At 71.5% G+C, this 16,974-nt stretch carries 18 protein-coding genes; all 18 read right to left on the minus strand.

From position 1 onward, the window contains the following. Positions 1-3: 3 nt before the first annotated feature. The 18 genes from QM792_RS18285 to QM792_RS18370 all read right to left on the minus strand — a co-directional run bounded on the left by QM792_RS18285 (position 4) and on the right by QM792_RS18370 (position 16,905). Entirely contained in the window at positions 4-984 is a 981-nt protein-coding gene (locus QM792_RS18285; protein WP_415151528.1) for a Bug family tripartite tricarboxylate transporter substrate binding protein, read from the minus strand. A gap of 23 nt (positions 985-1,007) precedes the next feature. Next, positions 1,008-2,045, minus strand: coding sequence for an acyl-CoA dehydrogenase family protein (locus QM792_RS18290; RefSeq protein WP_415151529.1), 1,038 nt, complete (start codon positions 2,043-2,045; stop codon positions 1,008-1,010). A gap of 11 nt (positions 2,046-2,056) precedes the next feature. Then, the gene (locus QM792_RS18295; RefSeq protein ID WP_415151530.1) at positions 2,057-3,238 is read right to left on the minus strand and encodes an acyl-CoA dehydrogenase family protein; all 1,182 of its coding nucleotides are present in this window, start codon (positions 3,236-3,238) and stop codon (positions 2,057-2,059) included. A gap of 2 nt (positions 3,239-3,240) precedes the next feature. Further along, entirely contained in the window at positions 3,241-4,242 is a 1,002-nt protein-coding gene (locus QM792_RS18300) for a quinone oxidoreductase family protein (protein ID WP_415151531.1), read from the minus strand. Continuing rightward, positions 4,239-5,825 (minus strand): class I adenylate-forming enzyme family protein, encoded by a 1,587-nt coding sequence (locus QM792_RS18305; protein WP_415151532.1) that lies wholly within the window; start codon positions 5,823-5,825, stop codon positions 4,239-4,241. Before QM792_RS18305 ends, QM792_RS18300 begins: the two co-directional genes overlap by 4 nt. Next, positions 5,822-6,535 (minus strand): SDR family NAD(P)-dependent oxidoreductase, encoded by a 714-nt coding sequence (locus tag QM792_RS18310; protein ID WP_415151533.1) that lies wholly within the window; start codon positions 6,533-6,535, stop codon positions 5,822-5,824. Before QM792_RS18310 ends, QM792_RS18305 begins: the two co-directional genes overlap by 4 nt. A 7-nt stretch (positions 6,536-6,542) precedes the next feature. Then, positions 6,543-7,664 (minus strand): glycerol dehydrogenase, encoded by a 1,122-nt coding sequence (locus QM792_RS18315; RefSeq protein ID WP_415151534.1) that lies wholly within the window; start codon positions 7,662-7,664, stop codon positions 6,543-6,545. After that, positions 7,661-8,644 (minus strand): transketolase family protein, encoded by a 984-nt coding sequence (locus QM792_RS18320; protein ID WP_415151535.1) that lies wholly within the window; start codon positions 8,642-8,644, stop codon positions 7,661-7,663. Before QM792_RS18320 ends, QM792_RS18315 begins: the two co-directional genes overlap by 4 nt. Further along, a complete protein-coding gene (locus QM792_RS18325; RefSeq protein ID WP_415151536.1) occupies positions 8,637-9,488 on the minus strand; it encodes a transketolase in 852 nt (283 codons plus the stop codon). The genes QM792_RS18320 and QM792_RS18325 overlap by 8 nt, the downstream gene beginning before the upstream one ends. Positions 9,489-9,502: 14 nt before the next feature. Continuing rightward, positions 9,503-10,219, minus strand: coding sequence for an ABC transporter ATP-binding protein (locus QM792_RS18330; RefSeq protein WP_415151537.1), 717 nt, complete (start codon positions 10,217-10,219; stop codon positions 9,503-9,505). Continuing rightward, entirely contained in the window at positions 10,200-10,937 is a 738-nt protein-coding gene (locus QM792_RS18335; RefSeq protein WP_415151538.1) for an ABC transporter ATP-binding protein, read from the minus strand. The genes QM792_RS18330 and QM792_RS18335 overlap by 20 nt, the downstream gene beginning before the upstream one ends. Next, a complete protein-coding gene (locus tag QM792_RS18340; RefSeq protein ID WP_415151539.1) occupies positions 10,934-11,977 on the minus strand; it encodes a branched-chain amino acid ABC transporter permease in 1,044 nt (347 codons plus the stop codon). The genes QM792_RS18335 and QM792_RS18340 overlap by 4 nt, the downstream gene beginning before the upstream one ends. Positions 11,978-11,988: 11 nt before the next feature. Continuing rightward, positions 11,989-12,873 (minus strand): branched-chain amino acid ABC transporter permease, encoded by an 885-nt coding sequence (locus tag QM792_RS18345; RefSeq protein WP_415151540.1) that lies wholly within the window; start codon positions 12,871-12,873, stop codon positions 11,989-11,991. A gap of 90 nt (positions 12,874-12,963) precedes the next feature. After that, positions 12,964-14,226, minus strand: a complete 1,263-nt coding sequence (locus tag QM792_RS18350) for an ABC transporter substrate-binding protein (protein WP_415151541.1) — start codon at positions 14,224-14,226, stop codon at positions 12,964-12,966. A 132-nt stretch (positions 14,227-14,358) separates the two neighbouring features. Beyond that, entirely contained in the window at positions 14,359-14,781 is a 423-nt protein-coding gene (locus tag QM792_RS18355) for a PaaI family thioesterase (protein WP_415151542.1), read from the minus strand. Then, entirely contained in the window at positions 14,778-15,092 is a 315-nt protein-coding gene (locus QM792_RS18360) for an NIPSNAP family protein (RefSeq protein WP_415151543.1), read from the minus strand. The genes QM792_RS18355 and QM792_RS18360 overlap by 4 nt, the downstream gene beginning before the upstream one ends. Positions 15,093-15,103: 11 nt before the next feature. Beyond that, on the minus strand, positions 15,104-16,078 hold the full coding sequence (locus tag QM792_RS18365; RefSeq protein ID WP_415151544.1) for a Bug family tripartite tricarboxylate transporter substrate binding protein: 975 nt from the start codon (positions 16,076-16,078) through the stop codon (positions 15,104-15,106). Further along, the gene (locus tag QM792_RS18370) at positions 16,075-16,905 is read right to left on the minus strand and encodes an SDR family NAD(P)-dependent oxidoreductase (RefSeq protein ID WP_415151545.1); all 831 of its coding nucleotides are present in this window, start codon (positions 16,903-16,905) and stop codon (positions 16,075-16,077) included. The genes QM792_RS18365 and QM792_RS18370 overlap by 4 nt, the downstream gene beginning before the upstream one ends. Positions 16,906-16,974: the final 69 nt, after the last annotated feature.

Here is a 16,974-nt window from a genome sequence, read left to right on the forward strand (position 1 = left end):
CGCTCAGTTCTCCAACTGGATGCCGGCGCTGCGGATCACCGCGCCCCAGTGCGCCGCCTGCGCACGCACGTGCTGGGTGAACTGCTCGGGGCTGGTCGGCGAAGGCTCGACGCCCATCTCGGCCAGCTTCTTCTTCACCTCCTCGGAGGCGAGCGCCTTGTTCAGCTCGGCGTTCAGCCGCCTGACGATATCGGCCGGCGTGCCCGCCGGCGCGGCCAGGCCCTGCCAAGCATAGGACTCGAAGTCGGCCACGCCGGCCTCGGCGAATGAGGGCACCTCGGACAGCACCGCGCTGCGCTTGGCCATCGCCAGCGCCAGCGCCCGCAGCTTGCCGCTGCGGATGTGCGGCAGGCTGGCGGCGGTGTTGACGAGGTACATGTCGACCTGGCCGCCCATCAGGTCCTGCAGGGCCGGCGCGTCGCCGCGATAGGGCACGTGCAGCAGCTTGATGCCGGCGGTGCGTTGCAACAGCTCCATGCCAAGGTGGTTGGGACCGCCGGCGCCAGGCGTGGCGTACTTCAGCTCGCCCGGCTTCGCGCGCGCCAGCGCCAGCAGTTCCTGCAGGTTGCGCGCCGGCACGGCCGGGTTGACCACCAGCACGAAGGGGAACACCGTCGTGCCGCCGATGTAGACGAAGTCCTTCTCCGGCTTGTACGGCACCTTGGCGTACAGGCTGGGGGCCAGCGCCACCGTCGAGACGTCGACCGTGCCGATCGTGTAGCCATCGGCCGGCGCGCGCGCCAGCACGTCGCCCGCGATCATCGTGCCGGCGCCGGGCTTGTTCTCGATCACGATGGTCTGGCCCAGCGCCGTGCCCATCGCACCGGCCAGCGTGCGCGCCACCACGTCGGTGCCGCCGCCGGCGGGAAAGGGCACGATCCATCGGATCGGCTCCTTCGGGTAGCCCTGCGCGAACACGGCGCCGGGCACGCCGGCGAGCGCGGCCAGCGAGGTCAGGCGGACGAGATGCTGTCTGCGGTTCATGGTCATGCTTTCGATGGAAGGGGTCAGGCGGCCAGCAGCGTCGCGCGCACGGCGATGCGCGCGAGCTGCGCCTCGGCGGCGCCGTGCAGTTGCGCCGCCACGTGCAGCCGCCGGTACAGGTGGGTGAGCCGGTATTCCTCGGTGACGGCGATGCCGCCGCTGAGCTGGATCAGCGCGCCGACGCCGCGCAGCACGCGCCGGCCGACGAAGCTCTTGGCCACCGGCAGCGTGGGCCAAGGGCCCGCCGGCTCGGCGTCGATCTCGGCGGCCAGCCGGCCGGCCAGCGCGAGCTGCTGCTGCAGATCGCAGAACACCTCGGCCATGCGGTGCTGGATGGCCTGCTGCGACGCGAGCGGCTTGCCGAACTGCACGCGCTGCTTGAGGTAGTCGAGCGTCATCGTGAACGCCGCCTCGAACACGCCGCCGGCGTCGGCCACGCAGGCGGCGGCGGCGAGATCGCGGGCCCGCGCCGCTTCGCCGGCAACACGCGCGCTCACGCCGTCGAAGGCGAGCCGCGCGGTGGCGCGGCCGTCGACCAGGCGTGCCGGCGTGCGCTCGATGCCGGCGGCCGCGAGGTCGACGAGCAGCAACGCGTCGGCGCCGCCGCACAGCGGCACCAGCAGGTGCGTGGCGTGCTCCAGGCCGTCGGCCAGCGGCACGCTGCCGCTGAGCTGCCGGCCGTTCCAGGCCAGCGCGCCGCCGCGCTGCGGCGGCTCGGCCAGCGCCAGCCGCATGCGGCCGTCGGCCAGCGCCTCGGCGGTGTCGGGCAATGTCTCGGCGACGCCGGGGGCGAGCAGCAGGTGCAGGCCCAGCGGCTCGGGCCGCGCATCGGCCCCGGCGCGACGCAGCAGCTCGAAGGCCTGCACCGTGCTCGCGCCGAAGCCGCCCTGCGCCTCGGGCAGGGTCAGCGCGGTCCAGCCCATCTCGGCGAAGCGCGCCCACGCGCCGGCGGGCTCGTGGTGCCCGTCGCGGAACGCCGCCACGCGCTCGGCCAGCGGCGCGTGGCCGGCGAACCAGCGTTCGGCGCTGGACAGCAGCAGCGAGAGATCGTCGTTGTCCATGCGTGCCGCCCTCACATGTCGAGGATCGCCTTGGCGATGATCGACTTCTGGATCTCGTTGGCGCCGGCGTAGATGGTCACCACGCGGCGGAAGAAGTGGCGTTCGGCCCAGCCGCGCCCGGCGGGCGCGAGCAGGCCGCCACCGTAGTCGGCGCCGAGCACGATGCCGGCCTCGCCGAGCAGCGCCATCGCCGTCTCGCTGACGCGCTGCTGCAGCTCGGAGCCGCGGATCTTCAGCGTCGAGGCGGCCGGCCCCGGCTCGCAGCCCTTCATCTGCTCGGCGATCACGCCCAGCGCGGCCGACTCCAGCGCAACGAAGTCGGCGGTCAGCACCGCCAGCTTGCGCCGCACCCAACCCTGCTCGATGAGCGCGCGGCCGTCGGCGTCGACCAGGCGCTGCGCGAGGCGCTCGAGTTCGACGATGTCGCGCTTGGTGCGCGGGGCTTGCGCGTTGTTGACGCGCTCGCGCGCGAGCAGCTCCTTGGCATAGGTCCAGCCGCGGTTCAGCTCGCCGATCAGGTTCTCGCGCGGCACGCGCACGCCGTCGAAGAACACCGCGTTGACGCTGTGGCCCTCGTCCATCGTCAGGATGGGCTGCAGCGTGATGCCGGGGTCGCGCATGTCGAGGATGAACACCGACAGGCCGGCCTGCGGCTTGGCTTCGGCACCGGTGCGCGCGAGGCAGAACATCAGGTCGGCGTGGTGGCCGCCGGACAGCCAGGTCTTCTGGCCGTCGATCACCCAGTGCTCGCCGTCGAGCACGGCGCGCGTCTTCAGCGAGGCGAGGTCGGAGCCGGCGTTCGGCTCGGAGAAGCCCTGGCACCAGAACTCCTCGCCGGCCAGGATCTTCGGCAGGTAGCGCGCCTTCTGCGCCGCGCTGCCCTCGGCGATGATCATCGGCCCGGCCAGGAACAGGCCGTGCACGTCGCCCAGCGGCGCGTCGGCGAAGGCGCTCTCCTCCTCGAAGATGTAGCGCTGCAGCTCGTTCCAGCCGGTGCCGCCGACGGCCTGCGGCCAGTGCGGCGCGCCCCAGCCGCGCCGGTTCAGCGTCGCCTGCCAGCGCGCCATGTCCTCGCGCGCCATGTGCAGGCCGCCGCGCGTCTGGTGCACCAGGCGGTCGTCGAGATGTTCCTTCAGGAACGCACGCACTTCCGCCCTGAAGGCGCGCAGTTCGGGCGTGTCGAAGATGCCCATGCTCAATCCCCTTCCGGCAGCAGCACCAGCGAGCCGGTGGTGGCGCGCGATTGCAGCGCGCGATGCGCCTCGGCGGCCTCGCGCAGCGCGAAGCGCCCGCCGATGCGCACCTGGAGTTCGCCGCGCGCGATCAGGCCGTACAGCTCGTCGGCCGCCGCTTGCAGCGCCGGATGCGTGCGCACGTAGGCGAACACGCCCGGCACCGAGACACTCAGCGAACGCGCCGGCCCGAGGTCGGCGAGGTTCACGCTCGGCAGCCCCTCGGCCACCTGGCCGAGGTTGACGATCTGGCCGAAGGGCTTGAGCACGGTCAGCGACTCGTGGAAGACCTGCCCGCCCAGACCCTCGAACACCACGTCGACGCCGGCGCCGCCGGTGATTCGCCGCACACCCTCGGCGAACGGCTCGCGCTCGCCGACGATCACCTCGTCGCAGCCCTGGGCGCGCGCCAGCGCCGCCTTGGCCTCGGCGCCGACCACGCCGATCACGCGCAGGCCGAAGCGCTTCGCCCATTGCGTCAGCAGCGAGCCGAGCCCGCCGGCGGCGGCGTGCACCAGCACCGTCTGGCCCGCCTGCGGCCGGGCCACCTTGTGCAGCAGCATGTGCGCGGTCAGGCCTTGCAGCGTCGCCGCGGCGGCCTGCTCGTGGCTCACGTCCTGCGGCACCTTGACGACGAAGCGCTCGCCGAGCGTGCGCAGGCTGGTGTAGCTGCCCACCGGCGGGCAGGCGTAGGCGACGCGGTCGCCCACGCGCAGGCGCGCAACGCCCTCGCCCAACGCCTCCACCTCGCCGGCCGCCTCCACGCCCAGCACGCCAGGCAGCGCCAGCAGCGGGAACACGCCGCGGCGGTGGTAGGTGTCGAGGTAGTTCACGCCCACCGCGTGCTGGCGGATGCGGACCTCGCCAGGCCCGGGCGGCGGCACGTCGACGGCCTCGTGCTGCATCGCCTCCGGCTCGCCGTAGGCGTGGATGCGCACCGCGTGCGCCCGCCGCGTCGCGCTCATGAGGACAGGAGCTGCTCGCGCAGCTCGCGCTTGAGGATCTTGCCCATCGGGTTCTTCGGCAGCGCGGGCAGCACGTGCCAGCGCCGCGGCGTTTCGTAGTCGGCCAGGTGCCTGGCGCAATGCGCGCGCAGCGCTTCGGGGTCGAGCGTCGCGCCCGGCGCGGCGACCACGCAGGCGGCGATGTCCTCGCCCAGCCCGGCGTGCGGCACCGCGACCACCGCCGCCTCGGCGATGCCGGGATAGCGGTAGATCACGTCTTCCACCGCCGCCGAGGCGATCTTCAGCCCGCCGCGGTTGATGATGTCCTTCTTGCGGTCGACGAAGTGCAGGTGGCCCTCGGCATCGACGCATCCGATGTCGCCGGTGCGCACCCAGCCGTCGACGAAGGTCTGCGCCGTGGCCTCCGGGTTGCGCCAGTAGCCCAGCGCCGCCGACGGGCCGGCGAAGACGATCTCGCCGGCCTCGCCCGGCGGCAGCGGGCGCAGGTCGTCGTCGACCACGCGCACCGCGCAGCCCGGCTGCGGCGCGCCGATGCAGCCGGCCTTGCGCGGCAGGAACCACGGCGGCAGGCAGGTTCCGGCCGGACCGGTTTCGGTCATGCCCCAGATGTGCACCTGGTCGACCCAGGGCCAGCGGGCGCGGAACTTGGCGATCACCTCGGCCGGCATCACGGCGCCGCCGTAGCCGAGGCGGCGCACGCGCGACAGGTCGTAGCGGCCCTTCGGGTACTCGTCGATCATGAAGTGCAAAGGCGCGGTCACGCCGTGGTAGACCGTCGTGCCCTCGCTCTCGATCAGGCGCAGCCGGCCGGCGTTGTCCAGCGTGGCGGGCTCGAGCACCACGCCGGCGCCGCTCACCCAGGCGGCCATGCAGGCCATGTTGAGCACCGAGCTGGTGTACAGCGGCCAGGCGCCCTGGTAGGTGTCGCGCTCGGTCAGCCCGACGGCGCCGGAGATCGCAAAGCCGCAGTAGAGCTGGCTGCGCTGACAGTGCGCCACGGCCTTGGAGCGCGCGGTGGTGCCGGAGGTGAACAGCAGCACGCTGGGCGCCTCCGGGTCGGCGCCCTCGGGCAGCGCAAGTTCATGGAACTCGCGCTCCGGCTCGGGCCAGATGTCGGGCGCGCCGGCAGGGCCGTCGACCAGCAGCCGCTGCGCCGCCGGGAACAGCGCGGCCACGCGCGCAGCCGCCTCGGCCGTCGTCACGACGAAGCTTGGCTCCACCAGCGCCAGCGCGTGGCGCAGTTCGTCGTCGGAGGCGCGCACGTTCAGCGGCGAGACGATCGCGCCGAGCCGCCAGCAGCCCAGCGCCGTCAGCACGCCTTCGCGCACCGCGTCGTTGCTGAGGAACAGCGCCACACGCTCGCCGGCGCGCAGGCCGCGCGAGGCCAGGCCGCGGGCGAGCGTGTCCATGCGGATCACGAGCTGCGCGAAGCTCAGCCGGTCGCGATGCCCGCGCCAGCTCTGCGCCGACAGCGCCAGCTTGAACGGATGCGCCTGCGCGCGCCGGCGCAGCAGCGCGGCGATCGTCAGGCCGTGCAGCTCGTTGAAGCGGTTCAGCTCGTCGATCACGACCGTGCCGCTCACGCGATGCTGTAGCCGCCGTCCACCGGCAGCGTGACGCCGGTGATGTAGCCGGCGTCGTCGGAGGCCAGGAAGGCCGCCGCCTTGGCGATGTCCGACGGCTGCCCCCAGTGGCCGGCCGGCAGCCGCTTGAGGATGGGGCCGGCGCGCTCGGGGTCGCTGAAGGCGTTGACCGACATGCGCGTGTCGATCCAGCCCGGCGCGACCGCGTTGACGCGCACGCCCTCGGGCGCGTAGGCCACGGCCAGCGCGCGGGTCAGCGCCTCCACCGCGCCCTTGCTCGCCGAATAGCCGGGGTTGCGGCCCGAGCCGAAGCGGCTCCACATCGACGCGAAGTTGAGGATGCTGCCGTGGCCTTCGGCCAGCGCGGCGCGGAAGCTCACGCAGGCGAGCTGCGTGCCGTGCAGGTTGACGTCGACCACCTGGCGGAAGCCTGCGACGTCGTGCTCGCGGCCTTCGTGCAGGATGATGCCCGCGGCGTTGGCGAGCAGCTTCAGCCGGGGCGTGCGCGTCGCCACGCCGGCGAGCGCCGCCGCGTCGGTGATGTCCATGCGCTCGAACTCGATGCCCGAGCCCTCCAGCGCGGGCTCGGTGTCCAGGCCGAGCGCGATCACGCGCCAGCCGCGCGCGCGCAGCTCGAGGCCGATGGCCAGGCCCAGGCCGGTGCCGCCGCCGGTGATGACGGCCAGGGAAGCGTTGTCGGTGCGGTTCATGCGCGGGTCAATGCGAGGAGGTGGTGGAGAGTTCCTCGAGCCCGCGCATCGCCACCTCGAAGTCGGCGGCGGCCAGCGGCTGCTCGAAGTGCTTGAGGTGCGGCGCGGTCATCACGCCTTCGGCGATGCGCGCATAGAGCGCGCCGTCGGGCGCGGCCACGCCCAGTTCGCGCAGCGAGGTGGCCAGGCCGACCGAGCGGTGGAAGCGCAGTTGCTCGGCCATGAAGCCCGGCGAGCGCCGCTCGAGCATGAACTGCACCAGCAGCCCGTAGCCGACCTGCTGGCCGTGCAGCGCCACGGCGATCTCGGGCACGCGGGTCAGGCCGCGCGTCATCGAGTGCGCGATCGACAGCCCGCTGTTCTCGAAGGCCAGCCCGGCGAGCAGCACCAGCGCTTCGATGAGGCGCTCGAAGGACTCGTCCGGCTCGCCGCGCGACAACGACTGCAGGCCGGCGACGGCGTCCTCGCGGATCACGCGCTCGCAGGCCAGCGAGAGCTGCTCGGCGGCCAGCGTGCTGCGCCCGCCGAACAGGTTCAGGCCCCGCGCGCCGCGCGCCTGCTGCCCCTCGTAGAGCTTGCACAGCGCGTCGCCGATGCCCGAGGTCAGCAGCGCGCGCGGCGCCTTGACCAGCACCGCCGTGTCGACGATCACCGCGTCGGGGTTGCGCGGCAGGTGCTCGACCGACTGCATGCGGTGGTTCTCGTCGTAGTAGACGAAGGACTCGCTGCACGGCCCGTCGTTGGACGCCGAGGTGGGCAGCACGATGAGCCGGGCGCCCAGCTCGCGCGACACCGCCTTGCCCGCGTCCACGCCCTTGCCGCCGCCGGCGGCGAGCACCACGTCGGGCACGCCGCCTTCGGCGCCGGCTTCGGCGACCAGGCGCTGCACCATCGCGCGCGTCACGTCGCCGCGCACCTCGACCCAGCGCAGTTCCATGCCCTGCGCCGCGCAGCTCTGCGCTGCGCGCTCGCGCAGCAGTTGCGCCACCACCGCGTCGGCCACCAGCAGGGGCCGCCGCCCCAGGCCGGCGGCGACCTGGCCGACCAGGCCCAGCGCGCCCGGCCCCTGGTAGTAGCGATGCGCCGCGCCGAAGGCGCGGATGCGGTTCATGTCCACGCCGGCGTTCATCGCAGCCAGGCGCCGACGCGTTCGACGATCCGGGCCGTGCTCAGGCCGTACTTGTCGAGCAGCCAGGCATGCGAGCCGCACTCGGTGAACTGGTCGGGTATGGCGATCTTCAGCAGCGGCCGATGCAGGCCGGCCTCGTAGAGCGCGTCGATCGCCAGCGTCGCCAGGCCGCCGCTGGCGACGTGGTTCTCGCAGACCACCAGCCGCTTCACCGAAGCGGCGAACTCGACCAGCCCCTGCGCGTCGAAGGGCTTGATCGACGCCGTGTGGAACACGCTGCTCGCGACACCCTGCCTGGCCAGGGCGTCGCGCGCGTCGAGCACGCGCTCGGTCATCGAGCCGGTCGACACGAAGCCGACGTCGGCGCCCGCGCCGGTCACGTGCCCCTTGCCGATGCGCACGCGGTGCGTGGCCGGGTCGAACACCACCGGCACATGGGCGCGCAGCAGCCGGCAGTAGACGGTGCCTGGGATGTCGGCGGCCATCGCGGCGATCTGCATCATCTCGGTGGCGTCGCAGGGGTCGAGCACCGTCATGTTCGGGATCGAGCGCATCAGCGCCAGGTCCTCGTTGGCCTGGTGCGTGCCGCCGTAGCCCGAGGCGAGGCCGGGGTTGCCGGCGAACATCTTGACGTTCTCCTCGCTGTGCGCGCAGGCGATGGCGAGGAAGTCGTAGGCGCGCCGCGTCGCGAAGGTGCCGTAGGTGGTGCAGTAGGCCACCTTGCCCACCTTGGACAGGCCGGCGGCCGTCATCACCAGCGACTGCTCGGCCATGCCGACGTTGAAGAAGCGCTGCGGGTGCTTGTGGCGGAAGTCGGCCGTGTCGGTGTACTTGCCGAGGTCGGCGGTGAGCAGCACCAGTTCGTCGTGCGACTCGGCCGCCTTCAGCGTGCCTGCCGCGAAGGGCGCGAACATCGACGCGCGGCCGACGACGGCCTCCGACTCGCCCATCGCGAGGGTGCGTGACTTGACCTCAGACATTCTCGATCTCCAGTTCGCGGGCCACGTCGTCCCATTCCTCGGCGTCGATGCGTACGAAGTGCGCGCGGTCGCGCTGCTCGATGCGCTTGACGCCGCGGCCGGGCCGCGTGCGCATCACCACCGCCTTGGGCCGGCCGGCACGCTGGCGCGCCCAGGCAAAGGCGTCGAGCAACTGGCCGAGGTCGTTGCCATCGATCTCGCGGACGGCCCAGCCGAAGGCGGCGAAGCGGTCGGCCACCGGCTCGATGTTCACCACCATCGGCCCGTCGGCCTGGATGCCGTTGCAGTCGATCCAGCAGACCAGGTTGTCGAGCTGGAAGCTGCCGGCGGTGTTGGCGGCCTCCCAGGTCGAGCCTTCCTGCAGCTCGCCGTCGGAGGTCTCGACGTGGATCGCCGAGCTGCGGCCATCGAGCCGGTAGCCGAGCGCCGCGCCGACCGCGATGCCCAGGCCGTGGCCGAGCGAGCCGCCGGTCATCTCGACGCCCGGCACGTGGCCTTCCATCGTGCTCATCTCCAGCGGGCTGCCGTCGGCGCCGTAGCTCGGCAGCGTGGCCGGGTCGATCACGCCCAGCTCGGCCAGCGCGGCCCACATCGCGATCGAGTAGTGGCCGGTGGAGAGGTAGAAGCGCTTGCGCTCGGCGCGCGTGAAGTCCAGGTCGGCGGCGCTGAATTCGTGGAAGTACAGCACCGCGAGGTAGTCGGCGATGGCCAGCCCCTGGCCGAGATAACCCTGGCCCTTGCCGCGCGCCTGCTGGATCATCTTGCGCCGCAGGTTCAGCGCCACGCCGCGCAGGCGCGCGATCTCCGCGCGCTGGCCTGTCGCCGCTTCGAGTTCGACTGTCATCGGGTTCGTTCTCCTTACATGCCGAGGTAGGTACTGCGCAGGTGCTCGTCGACGAGCAGCTCGCGCCCGCTGCCGGACAGCGTGATGCGGCCGTTCTCCAGCACATGGCCGTGGTCGGCCATCTGCAGCACCTTGAAGACGTTCTGCTCGATCACCAGCACGGTGACGCCGAGCGCGCGGATGCGCCCGATCGACTCGAAAACGCGGTCGACCATGATCGGCGCGAGGCCGAGCGAAGGCTCGTCGAGCGCGAGCAGCGAGGGCTTGGCCATCAGCGCGCGGCCGACCGCGACCATCTGCTGCTGCCCGCCGGACAGCGTCGAGGCCGGCAGCTTCTGCCGCTCCTCCAGGATCGGGAACAGCTCGAACACTTCCTTCAGCGTCTGCTCGCGCACCGCGCGGGCGCGCGGGTTGTGCGCGCCGACCAGCAGGTTCTCGCGGATCGACATCGCGCCGAACAACTGCTTGCCCTCGGGCGACTGCACGAAGCCGGCGTGCACCACTTCGTGCGGGCGCAGGCCCTGCAGGGGCCGGCCGTTCAGCGCGATGCTGCCGGCGCTCGGCCGCAACAGGCCGGAGATGGTGCGCAGCAGCGTGGTCTTGCCGGCGCCGTTGGCGCCGATCAGCGCGACCAGCCGGCCAGCCTCGATGCGCAGGTCCAGGCCGCGCAGCACGGCGACGTCGCCGTAGCCCACCGTCAGGTCGCGGATCTCAAGCGCCGGCGTCGACATAGTCGTCTCCGAAGTAGGCTTTCAGCACGTCGGGCTGCTTCACCACGTCGGCGGGCTCGCCGTCGGCGATCAGCTCGCCGTGGTGCATCACGATCACGCGGTGCGACAGGCCCATGATCACCTTCATCACGTGCTCGATGATCAGCACGCTGATGCCGCGCTGGTGCACCTTCTTCACCAGCTCGACCATCGCCAACGCCTCCTGCGGCGTGGCGCCGGCCACCACCTCGTCCATCAGCAGCAGCTCGGGCTCGGTCGACAGGGCGCGGCCCAGCTCGACCTTGCGGCGCTCGAACGCGGTGAGGTTGTCGGCGTCGGTGTCGGCCAGCGCGCTCATGCCGAGGAAGTCGAGCAGCTCGTCGGCCTTGGCCAGGCTGCGCGCGCGGTCGTTGGTCTTCACCAGGCTGCCGACCACCAGGTTCTCGCGCGTGCTCATGCCGCCGAAGGGCTTGGAGAGCTGGAAGGTGCGCGCCACGCCGGCCTTGCAGACGTCCCACGGCTTGCGGCCGGTGATGTCGCGCCCGCCCAGCGCGATGCGGCCCTGGTCGGGCGCGACGAAGCCGGCGATCATGTTGAAGGCCGTGGTCTTGCCCGCGCCGTTCGGGCCGAGCAGGCCGAGGATCTCGCCGCGGCGCATCGTGAAGGACAGAGACTTGACCGCCTGCACGCCGCCATAGCGCTTGGCGATGCCGTCGACCGTCAGCAGCGCGTCGTTCATCGCGGCGCCCTCCTCGCCAGGCGGCGGCCGAGGCGCTGGATCGGGTCGAGCAGGCCCTTGGGCAGGTACAGCACCGCGACGATCAGCACCAAGCCGTAGAGCACCAGGTGCAGGCCGGGCAACTGCCCGCCCAGCCAGGTGCGCGTGAACTCGGCCACCGGCGCCAGGAAGGCGGCGCCGATCAGCGGGCCGAACACCGTGCCCTGGCCACCGATGATGGACATCAGCGCCATGTCGATGGACAGCTCGACGCCCATGTTGCGCTCCGGGTTGATGAAGCGGATGAACTGCGCGTAGAAGCTGCCGCCCAGCGCCGTCATGAAGGCGCTGATCGCGTAGGCGGCCAGCGTGTAGCGTGTCGGATTGATGCCGAGCGACTCGGCGGCGTCGCGGTCGCCGCGGATCGCCTTCAGGCACACGCCGAGGCGGCTGCGCTCCATCAGCGCGGTGATACCCATCACCACCACCAGCATCGCCAGGATGATGTAGTAGTAGGGCAGCTTGCTGTCGAACTGGAACAGCGCCCAGTTCGTGCCGATCAGCGGCACCGACAGGCCCTCGGAGCCCTTCAGCGCGATGCCCAGCACGCTGTCGGTGTTCTCCACCCAGATGCGCACGATCTCGGCCACCGCGATGGTGGTCAGCGCGAAGTACGGACCGCGCAGCCGCATGGTCGGGAAGCCGATCAGCACCGCGAGCACGGCCGCCAGCAGGCCGCCGACCAGCATGCCTAGCCAGGGCGACAGCCCCATGCCGGTGAGCAGCAGCACCGAGCAGTAGCCGCCCACGCCGCTGAACACCGAGTGGCCGAAGGACACCTGGCCGACGTAGCCGCACATCAGGTTCCAGGCGCTGGCCAGGTAGGCGAAGTACAGCACCATGATCAGGCTGTGCAGGAAGAACTCGTCGCGCACCACCAGCGGCGCGAGCAACCCGGCGACGAGCAGCACGGCGGCCACCCGTGCCGCGCCCGCCCGCGCCGGCGCCCCGGTGGCCCGCGGCGCGCCGGCCAGCATGGCGGAGGAAGGGGATCCGTGCATCGCGGCCTCCTTCACTTGCGGCCCATCAGGCCCTGCGGCCGCAGCAGCAGGATCGCGATGAACAGGCCGAGCGAGAAGATCGCCGCCGTCGGCGTGGCGACGAACTGCGAGGCCACCGACTCGAACAGCCCGATCACCACGCCGCCGACCAGCGAGCCGGCGATGCTGCCGATGCCGCCGAGCACGACGACGATGAAGCTCTTGATGCCGAACGACAGGCCGACGTGCGGCGTCAGCGGGATGAAGGGCGCGATCAGGCAGCCCATCACGCCGACCATCGCGCAGCCCAGGCCGAAGGTCAGGTTGTAGATGCGCGGCACGTCGATGCCCGACATCGCCGCGGCGTCGCGGTTCTGCGCCGTGGCGCGGATCGCGCGGCCGGTGTCGGTGCGGCCGAGCCACAGCGCCAGGCCGCCGGCCATCGCCAGCGCGACCACGGCGGCGACGATGCGGAAGGTGTTGAGCGGGAAGTCGCCGACCATCAGCGTGGTCGTCTCGATCGCCGAGCTGGCCGAGCGCACGTTCGGCCCGAAGGCCATCAGCGCCAGGTTGTCGATCACGATGTAGACGCCGGCGGTGAGCAGCAGCGCGCTGATCGGCTCGACCACCAGCGCGCGCTCGCGGCGGATCAGCGGCGCGATGATCACTGCCTGCACCGCGTAGCCGAGCGCGAACATCAGCGGCGCGGCGACGACGATGCTGACGTAGGGGTCGAGCCCGGCGAGCTTCTGCAGCCAAAAGGCGGTGAACATCGCCAGCATCAGGAAGGAGCCGTGCGCGAAGTTGACGATGCGCAGCACGCCGAAGATCAGGCTCAGGCCGAGCGCGATGCCGCCGAGCATGGCGCCGACGAGCACGCCGTTGATCGCGGCAAAGCTCAGTACGTACCAGTCCATCGGGATGTTCCTTCCTCGGCTGTCGACAAGGCTGCGCCCCGGCCGCCGGCGCGAGGCCGGCGACGGGAAGAGCGCGTCAGGGGCGTGGCGTCAGTTGCGCTGCGACCAGGCCGGCACCGGCCACACCGGCTTGGTCGAGGCGATGCGGTTCTCCTGCGGCCACACGGTGCGACGCTTGCCGTCGAGGTTCTGCGAGATCACGCCGTGCGCGTAGGTGTTCTGGCCCTGCTCGTCGAACTTGATGCGCTGGTAGCCGGTGAACAGCGCCGGGCCGGAGGTGATGTCGGTCGTGGCCAGCGCGTCGCGCAGCTTCTGGCGGTCGGCGCTCTTGGCGCGCTCGAGCGCATCGGCAATCACGTACATCGCCGACACGCCTTGCGACACGTAGGCGCTCATGCCGTAGCCGAGCATCTCGCGGGTACGCTTGTCGACTTCGGCCAGGCGCGGATCCTTGTTGGCGTCGAGGATGTCGATCTGCCAGTCCTCCTGCACGAAGTAGTACGCCACCGACTTCGGGTTGACCGTCGCGTAGAAGCTCGGATCCTCGGTACCGCCGCCGGCGGAGTGCACGCCGAAGGGCAGGTCCAGGCGCTGCTCGGCCATCTGGCGCGTGAACAGCAACTGGTCGGGCGTGTACAGCGCGAGCACCAGCGCATCGGCCTTGGCCGAACGGATCTTCAGCAACTGCGAGGTGAAGTCGACCTGGTTGGGCGGCGCCGGCTCGTCCAGCGCGATCTCGATGCCGCGCTGCGCGGCCAGCTTGCGGATGTTGGCGGCATGCGAGCGCCCCCAGTCGCTGCCCTCGTAGAACAGCGCCACGCGCTTGACGGGCTTACCGGTCTCCTTGGCGAGCAGCTCGATCGCGTCGAGCTGCTCGCGCGCGTCGTAGGTCGCCTTGTTGTTGATGCGGAAAACGTACTTGAAGTTGCGCTCGGTGATCTCGTCCTTCACCGCGCCGACCACCACCCAGGCGGTCTTGTTGCGCTCGGCGACCTCGGTGGCGGGGAAGGTCACCGCGCTGTTGAACGCGCCGCACAGCGCGGCGACGTTCTCGCGCTGGATCAGTCGCTCGGTTTCCGAGACGCCGACGTCGGCCTTGGACTGCGAATCGCCGAACACGGCTTCGAGCTTGGCGCCGTTCATGGCCTTGATGCCGCCAGCCCTGTTGATCTGCTCGACGGCGGCGACCACGCCGGCGCGCGTCTGGTTGCCCACCGCGGCGGAGCCGCCCGACAGCGGCAGCACACAACCCACCTTGATGGTGGCCTGGGCGAAAGCGGCGCTGCCGGCCAGCAGCAGACCGGCGGCGAAGAGGTGCCGCGCGAGCGCGCGGCGCGGGGAAGAGGCGTTCATCGTTGTCTCCGTTCTGACGTCGTTGTCGACCGTCTCAGTATCGAAATCGTCCATTTGTGTCGCAAAGAGAAGCTGCCCGTTTGATCACCATGTGAACTCAGCGATTACGCTGTGCACATCGCGGCGCCGCCCTCAGGCACCCGGGCGCGGCGCGTAGAAGGTGGCGTGCCCGCGCGCGATCACGCGCTCGCCGACGCACAGCTCGCAGTCGCCGAAGCGCACGCGACCGGCGCGCTTGATCAGCGACACGCGCGCCTCGATCCAGTCGCCGCTGCCGGAGGCGTCGATGAAGTCGAGCGCCAGGTTCAGCGTCAGCGTCGTCTCGACGGCTTCGGTCACGCGCGCGAGGTTCATGCCGATCGCCACGTCGGCCAGCGTGGCCAGCATGCCGCCGTGCACGACGCCGTAGCGATTGAGATGGGCCTCGCCGGCGCGAAACGCGATGCGGTACGAGCCGTCGCCGGCGCGCTGCGCGTACAGCGGGCCCACCAGGTTCAGATAGCCCTCGTCCAGCGGCACCGGCGCCCAGCCGGCAGGCAAGGCGATGCGCTTCATCGCAGCGGCGAGAACGCGGTCGGCTTGAGCAGCCGCGTCTCCATGCGCACGATCCACGGCAGCACCTGGTCGGCATAGGCCAGCCAGCGCGGATCGGCCCACATCGCGGCGCGGCGGCGCTCGCGCTCGGCCAGGTCGGGATAGACCCACATCTGCATCACCGTGTTGAGCTCGCCGGTCTCGGCGGTGAACACGCCGATCAACTGGCCGAGGTGCTCCTTCATCAGCGGGATGCCCTCGGCCTCGAACAGCGCCAGGAAGCGCCGGAAATGGGCCGGCTGGAAAGCGTAGTTGCGCTCCTCGACGATCATCTCGCGCGCCCTCAGCCTTCGAGCCGGATGCCCGCCTTGCGGATCACCTCGCCCCACATCGCCGCCTGCGACTGCACGTGGCGCGTGAACTCGGCGCTGCCGGCTGGCGCGGTTTCCACACCGATCTCGGCCAGCCGCTTGACCACGGCCTCGCTCCTGACGGCCTTCATCAGTTCGGCGCTCAGGCGCTCGATCGCCGCAGGCGGCGTCGTCGCGGGCGCGATCACGCCCTGCCACGAATAGGCCTCGAAGCCGGGCAGGCCGGCCTCGGCGACCGTCGGCACCTCGGGCAGCACGGCCAGGCGCAGCGGCATCGACACGGCCAGCGCGCGCAGCTTGCCCGACTTGATGAACGGCATGCTCGAGGCGGTGTCGACGAGCATGAACTCGATCTGCCCGGCCACCAGGTCCTGCAGCCCCGGTGCCGCGCCCTTGTAGGGCACGTGGTTGAAGCGCGCGCCGGTGCGCTGCTGCAGCAGTTCCATAGCCACGTGGTTGGGACCGCCCAACCCGGGCGTGCCGTAGCTCAGCGCGCCCGGCCTGGCCTTGCCGGCATCGATGAACTCGCGAAAGCTCTGCAGCGGCACCGACGGGTTGACCAGCAGCGCATACGGGAAGCGCGCCAGCCCGCCGACGCAGGCGAAGTCCTTCTCCGGTGCATAGGCCAGCTTCTGGAACAGATGCTGGTTCAGCGCCAGCGTGGCGTTGTCGGCCGAGCCGACCACGTGGCCGTCGGGCGCGGCCTGGGCCACCGCCGCGGCGCCGATCGCGGTGTTGGCGCCGGGCTTGTTCTCGACCACCACGGTCTGGCCCAGCGCCGGCCCCATCGCCTGCGCGACGGTGCGCGCGACGATGTCGGTGCCGCCGCCGGCGGCGTAGGGCACGATCCACTGCACCGGCTTGTTCGGGTAGCCGCTTTGCGCGAAGGCGCGCGTGGCCGCCAGGCCGGCCGCGCCGAGAAGAAGGTGGCGTCGCTGCATGCTCATGGTGTCTCCGTGTCGTCTTGCGGGGTGGCGACGCGCTCGCGCACGCCGCCGAAGGTGGCCCAGGATCCGGCGACCAGCCAACCGGCGTCGGCCGCCAGGTTGATGCCGGTGATCACCGAGGCTTCGTCGGACAGCAGGAAGGCGATCACGCGCGCGATGTCGGCCGGCGCGATCAGCACGCCCAGCGCGCTGTTGTCCTTCAGCCGGTCGGGGTCGCGCAGGCCCAGGTCGATCTGGCGCTGCAGCGCCGCGGTGACGGTGTAGCCCGGCGACACGCAGTTGACGCGCACGCCGGAGCGGCCCCATTCGGCGGCCAGGCATTCGGTCAGCGAGATCACCGCGGCCTTGGCCGGCGAGTAGGCATGCAGCGGCATCGAGCGCATGCCGGCCACCGAGGCGATGTTGACAATGGCACCGCGCCCGCGCCGCGCCATCGCGCCGCCGAACTCGGCGCAGCAGTGGTAGGTGCCCTCGAAGTCGATGGCGACGACACGGCGGAAGTCGTCCATCGCCAGCCGCTGCGGCGGCTCGGGCGCCTGCACGATGCCGGCGCAGTTGACCAGCAGGTCGACCTCGATGCCGGCCGCGGCGAGCCGCGCATGCGCCGCCGCCACGGCGCTGCGGTCGGCCACGTCGAAGCTCAGCGGATGCGCGTCGAGCGCGGCGGCCGCGCGGCGCGTCGGCGCCTCGTCGAGATCGGCCAGCACGATGCGGGCGCCGCGCGCGGCCAGCAGTTCGGCACTGGCCAGGCCGATGCCGCTGGCGCCGCCGGTGACCAACGCAGTGCGGCCGGCGAACGAAGAAAGCGAAGCGGCGGTTCGATTCATGAAAGAGCAGGCAAAGTTCGTCCCTGCCGGCCGCGCGGGCGCGCCGGCTGCATGCAATCGGAAAGAAAT

It is taken from the genome of Piscinibacter sp., assembly GCF_047600445.1.
In the GTDB taxonomy this organism is placed as follows: domain Bacteria; phylum Pseudomonadota; class Gammaproteobacteria; order Burkholderiales; family Burkholderiaceae_C; genus Piscinibacter.

What these genes read in the sequence shown, in the direction of transcription:
- QM792_RS18285 (WP_415151528.1), bottom strand. Translation starts at nt 984, where the DNA reads ATGAACCGCAGACAGCATCTCGTCCGCCTGACCTCGCTGGCCGCGCTC.
- QM792_RS18290 (WP_415151529.1), bottom strand. Translation starts at nt 2,045, where the DNA reads ATGGACAACGACGATCTCTCGCTGCTGCTGTCCAGCGCCGAACGCTGG.
- QM792_RS18295 (WP_415151530.1), bottom strand. Translation starts at nt 3,238, where the DNA reads ATGGGCATCTTCGACACGCCCGAACTGCGCGCCTTCAGGGCGGAAGTG.
- QM792_RS18300 (WP_415151531.1), bottom strand. Translation starts at nt 4,242, where the DNA reads ATGAGCGCGACGCGGCGGGCGCACGCGGTGCGCATCCACGCCTACGGC.
- QM792_RS18310 (WP_415151533.1), bottom strand. Translation starts at nt 6,535, where the DNA reads ATGAACCGCACCGACAACGCTTCCCTGGCCGTCATCACCGGCGGCGGC.
- QM792_RS18315 (WP_415151534.1), bottom strand. Translation starts at nt 7,664, where the DNA reads ATGAACGCCGGCGTGGACATGAACCGCATCCGCGCCTTCGGCGCGGCG.
- QM792_RS18320 (WP_415151535.1), bottom strand. Translation starts at nt 8,644, where the DNA reads ATGTCTGAGGTCAAGTCACGCACCCTCGCGATGGGCGAGTCGGAGGCC.
- QM792_RS18325 (WP_415151536.1), bottom strand. Translation starts at nt 9,488, where the DNA reads ATGACAGTCGAACTCGAAGCGGCGACAGGCCAGCGCGCGGAGATCGCG.
- QM792_RS18330 (WP_415151537.1), bottom strand. Translation starts at nt 10,219, where the DNA reads ATGTCGACGCCGGCGCTTGAGATCCGCGACCTGACGGTGGGCTACGGC.
- QM792_RS18335 (WP_415151538.1), bottom strand. Translation starts at nt 10,937, where the DNA reads ATGAACGACGCGCTGCTGACGGTCGACGGCATCGCCAAGCGCTATGGC.
- QM792_RS18340 (WP_415151539.1), bottom strand. Translation starts at nt 11,977, where the DNA reads ATGCACGGATCCCCTTCCTCCGCCATGCTGGCCGGCGCGCCGCGGGCC.
- QM792_RS18345 (WP_415151540.1), bottom strand. Translation starts at nt 12,873, where the DNA reads ATGGACTGGTACGTACTGAGCTTTGCCGCGATCAACGGCGTGCTCGTC.
- QM792_RS18350 (WP_415151541.1), bottom strand. Translation starts at nt 14,226, where the DNA reads ATGAACGCCTCTTCCCCGCGCCGCGCGCTCGCGCGGCACCTCTTCGCC.
- QM792_RS18355 (WP_415151542.1), bottom strand. Translation starts at nt 14,781, where the DNA reads ATGAAGCGCATCGCCTTGCCTGCCGGCTGGGCGCCGGTGCCGCTGGAC.
- QM792_RS18360 (WP_415151543.1), bottom strand. Translation starts at nt 15,092, where the DNA reads ATGATCGTCGAGGAGCGCAACTACGCTTTCCAGCCGGCCCATTTCCGG.
- QM792_RS18365 (WP_415151544.1), bottom strand. Translation starts at nt 16,078, where the DNA reads ATGAGCATGCAGCGACGCCACCTTCTTCTCGGCGCGGCCGGCCTGGCG.
- QM792_RS18370 (WP_415151545.1), bottom strand. Translation starts at nt 16,905, where the DNA reads ATGAATCGAACCGCCGCTTCGCTTTCTTCGTTCGCCGGCCGCACTGCG.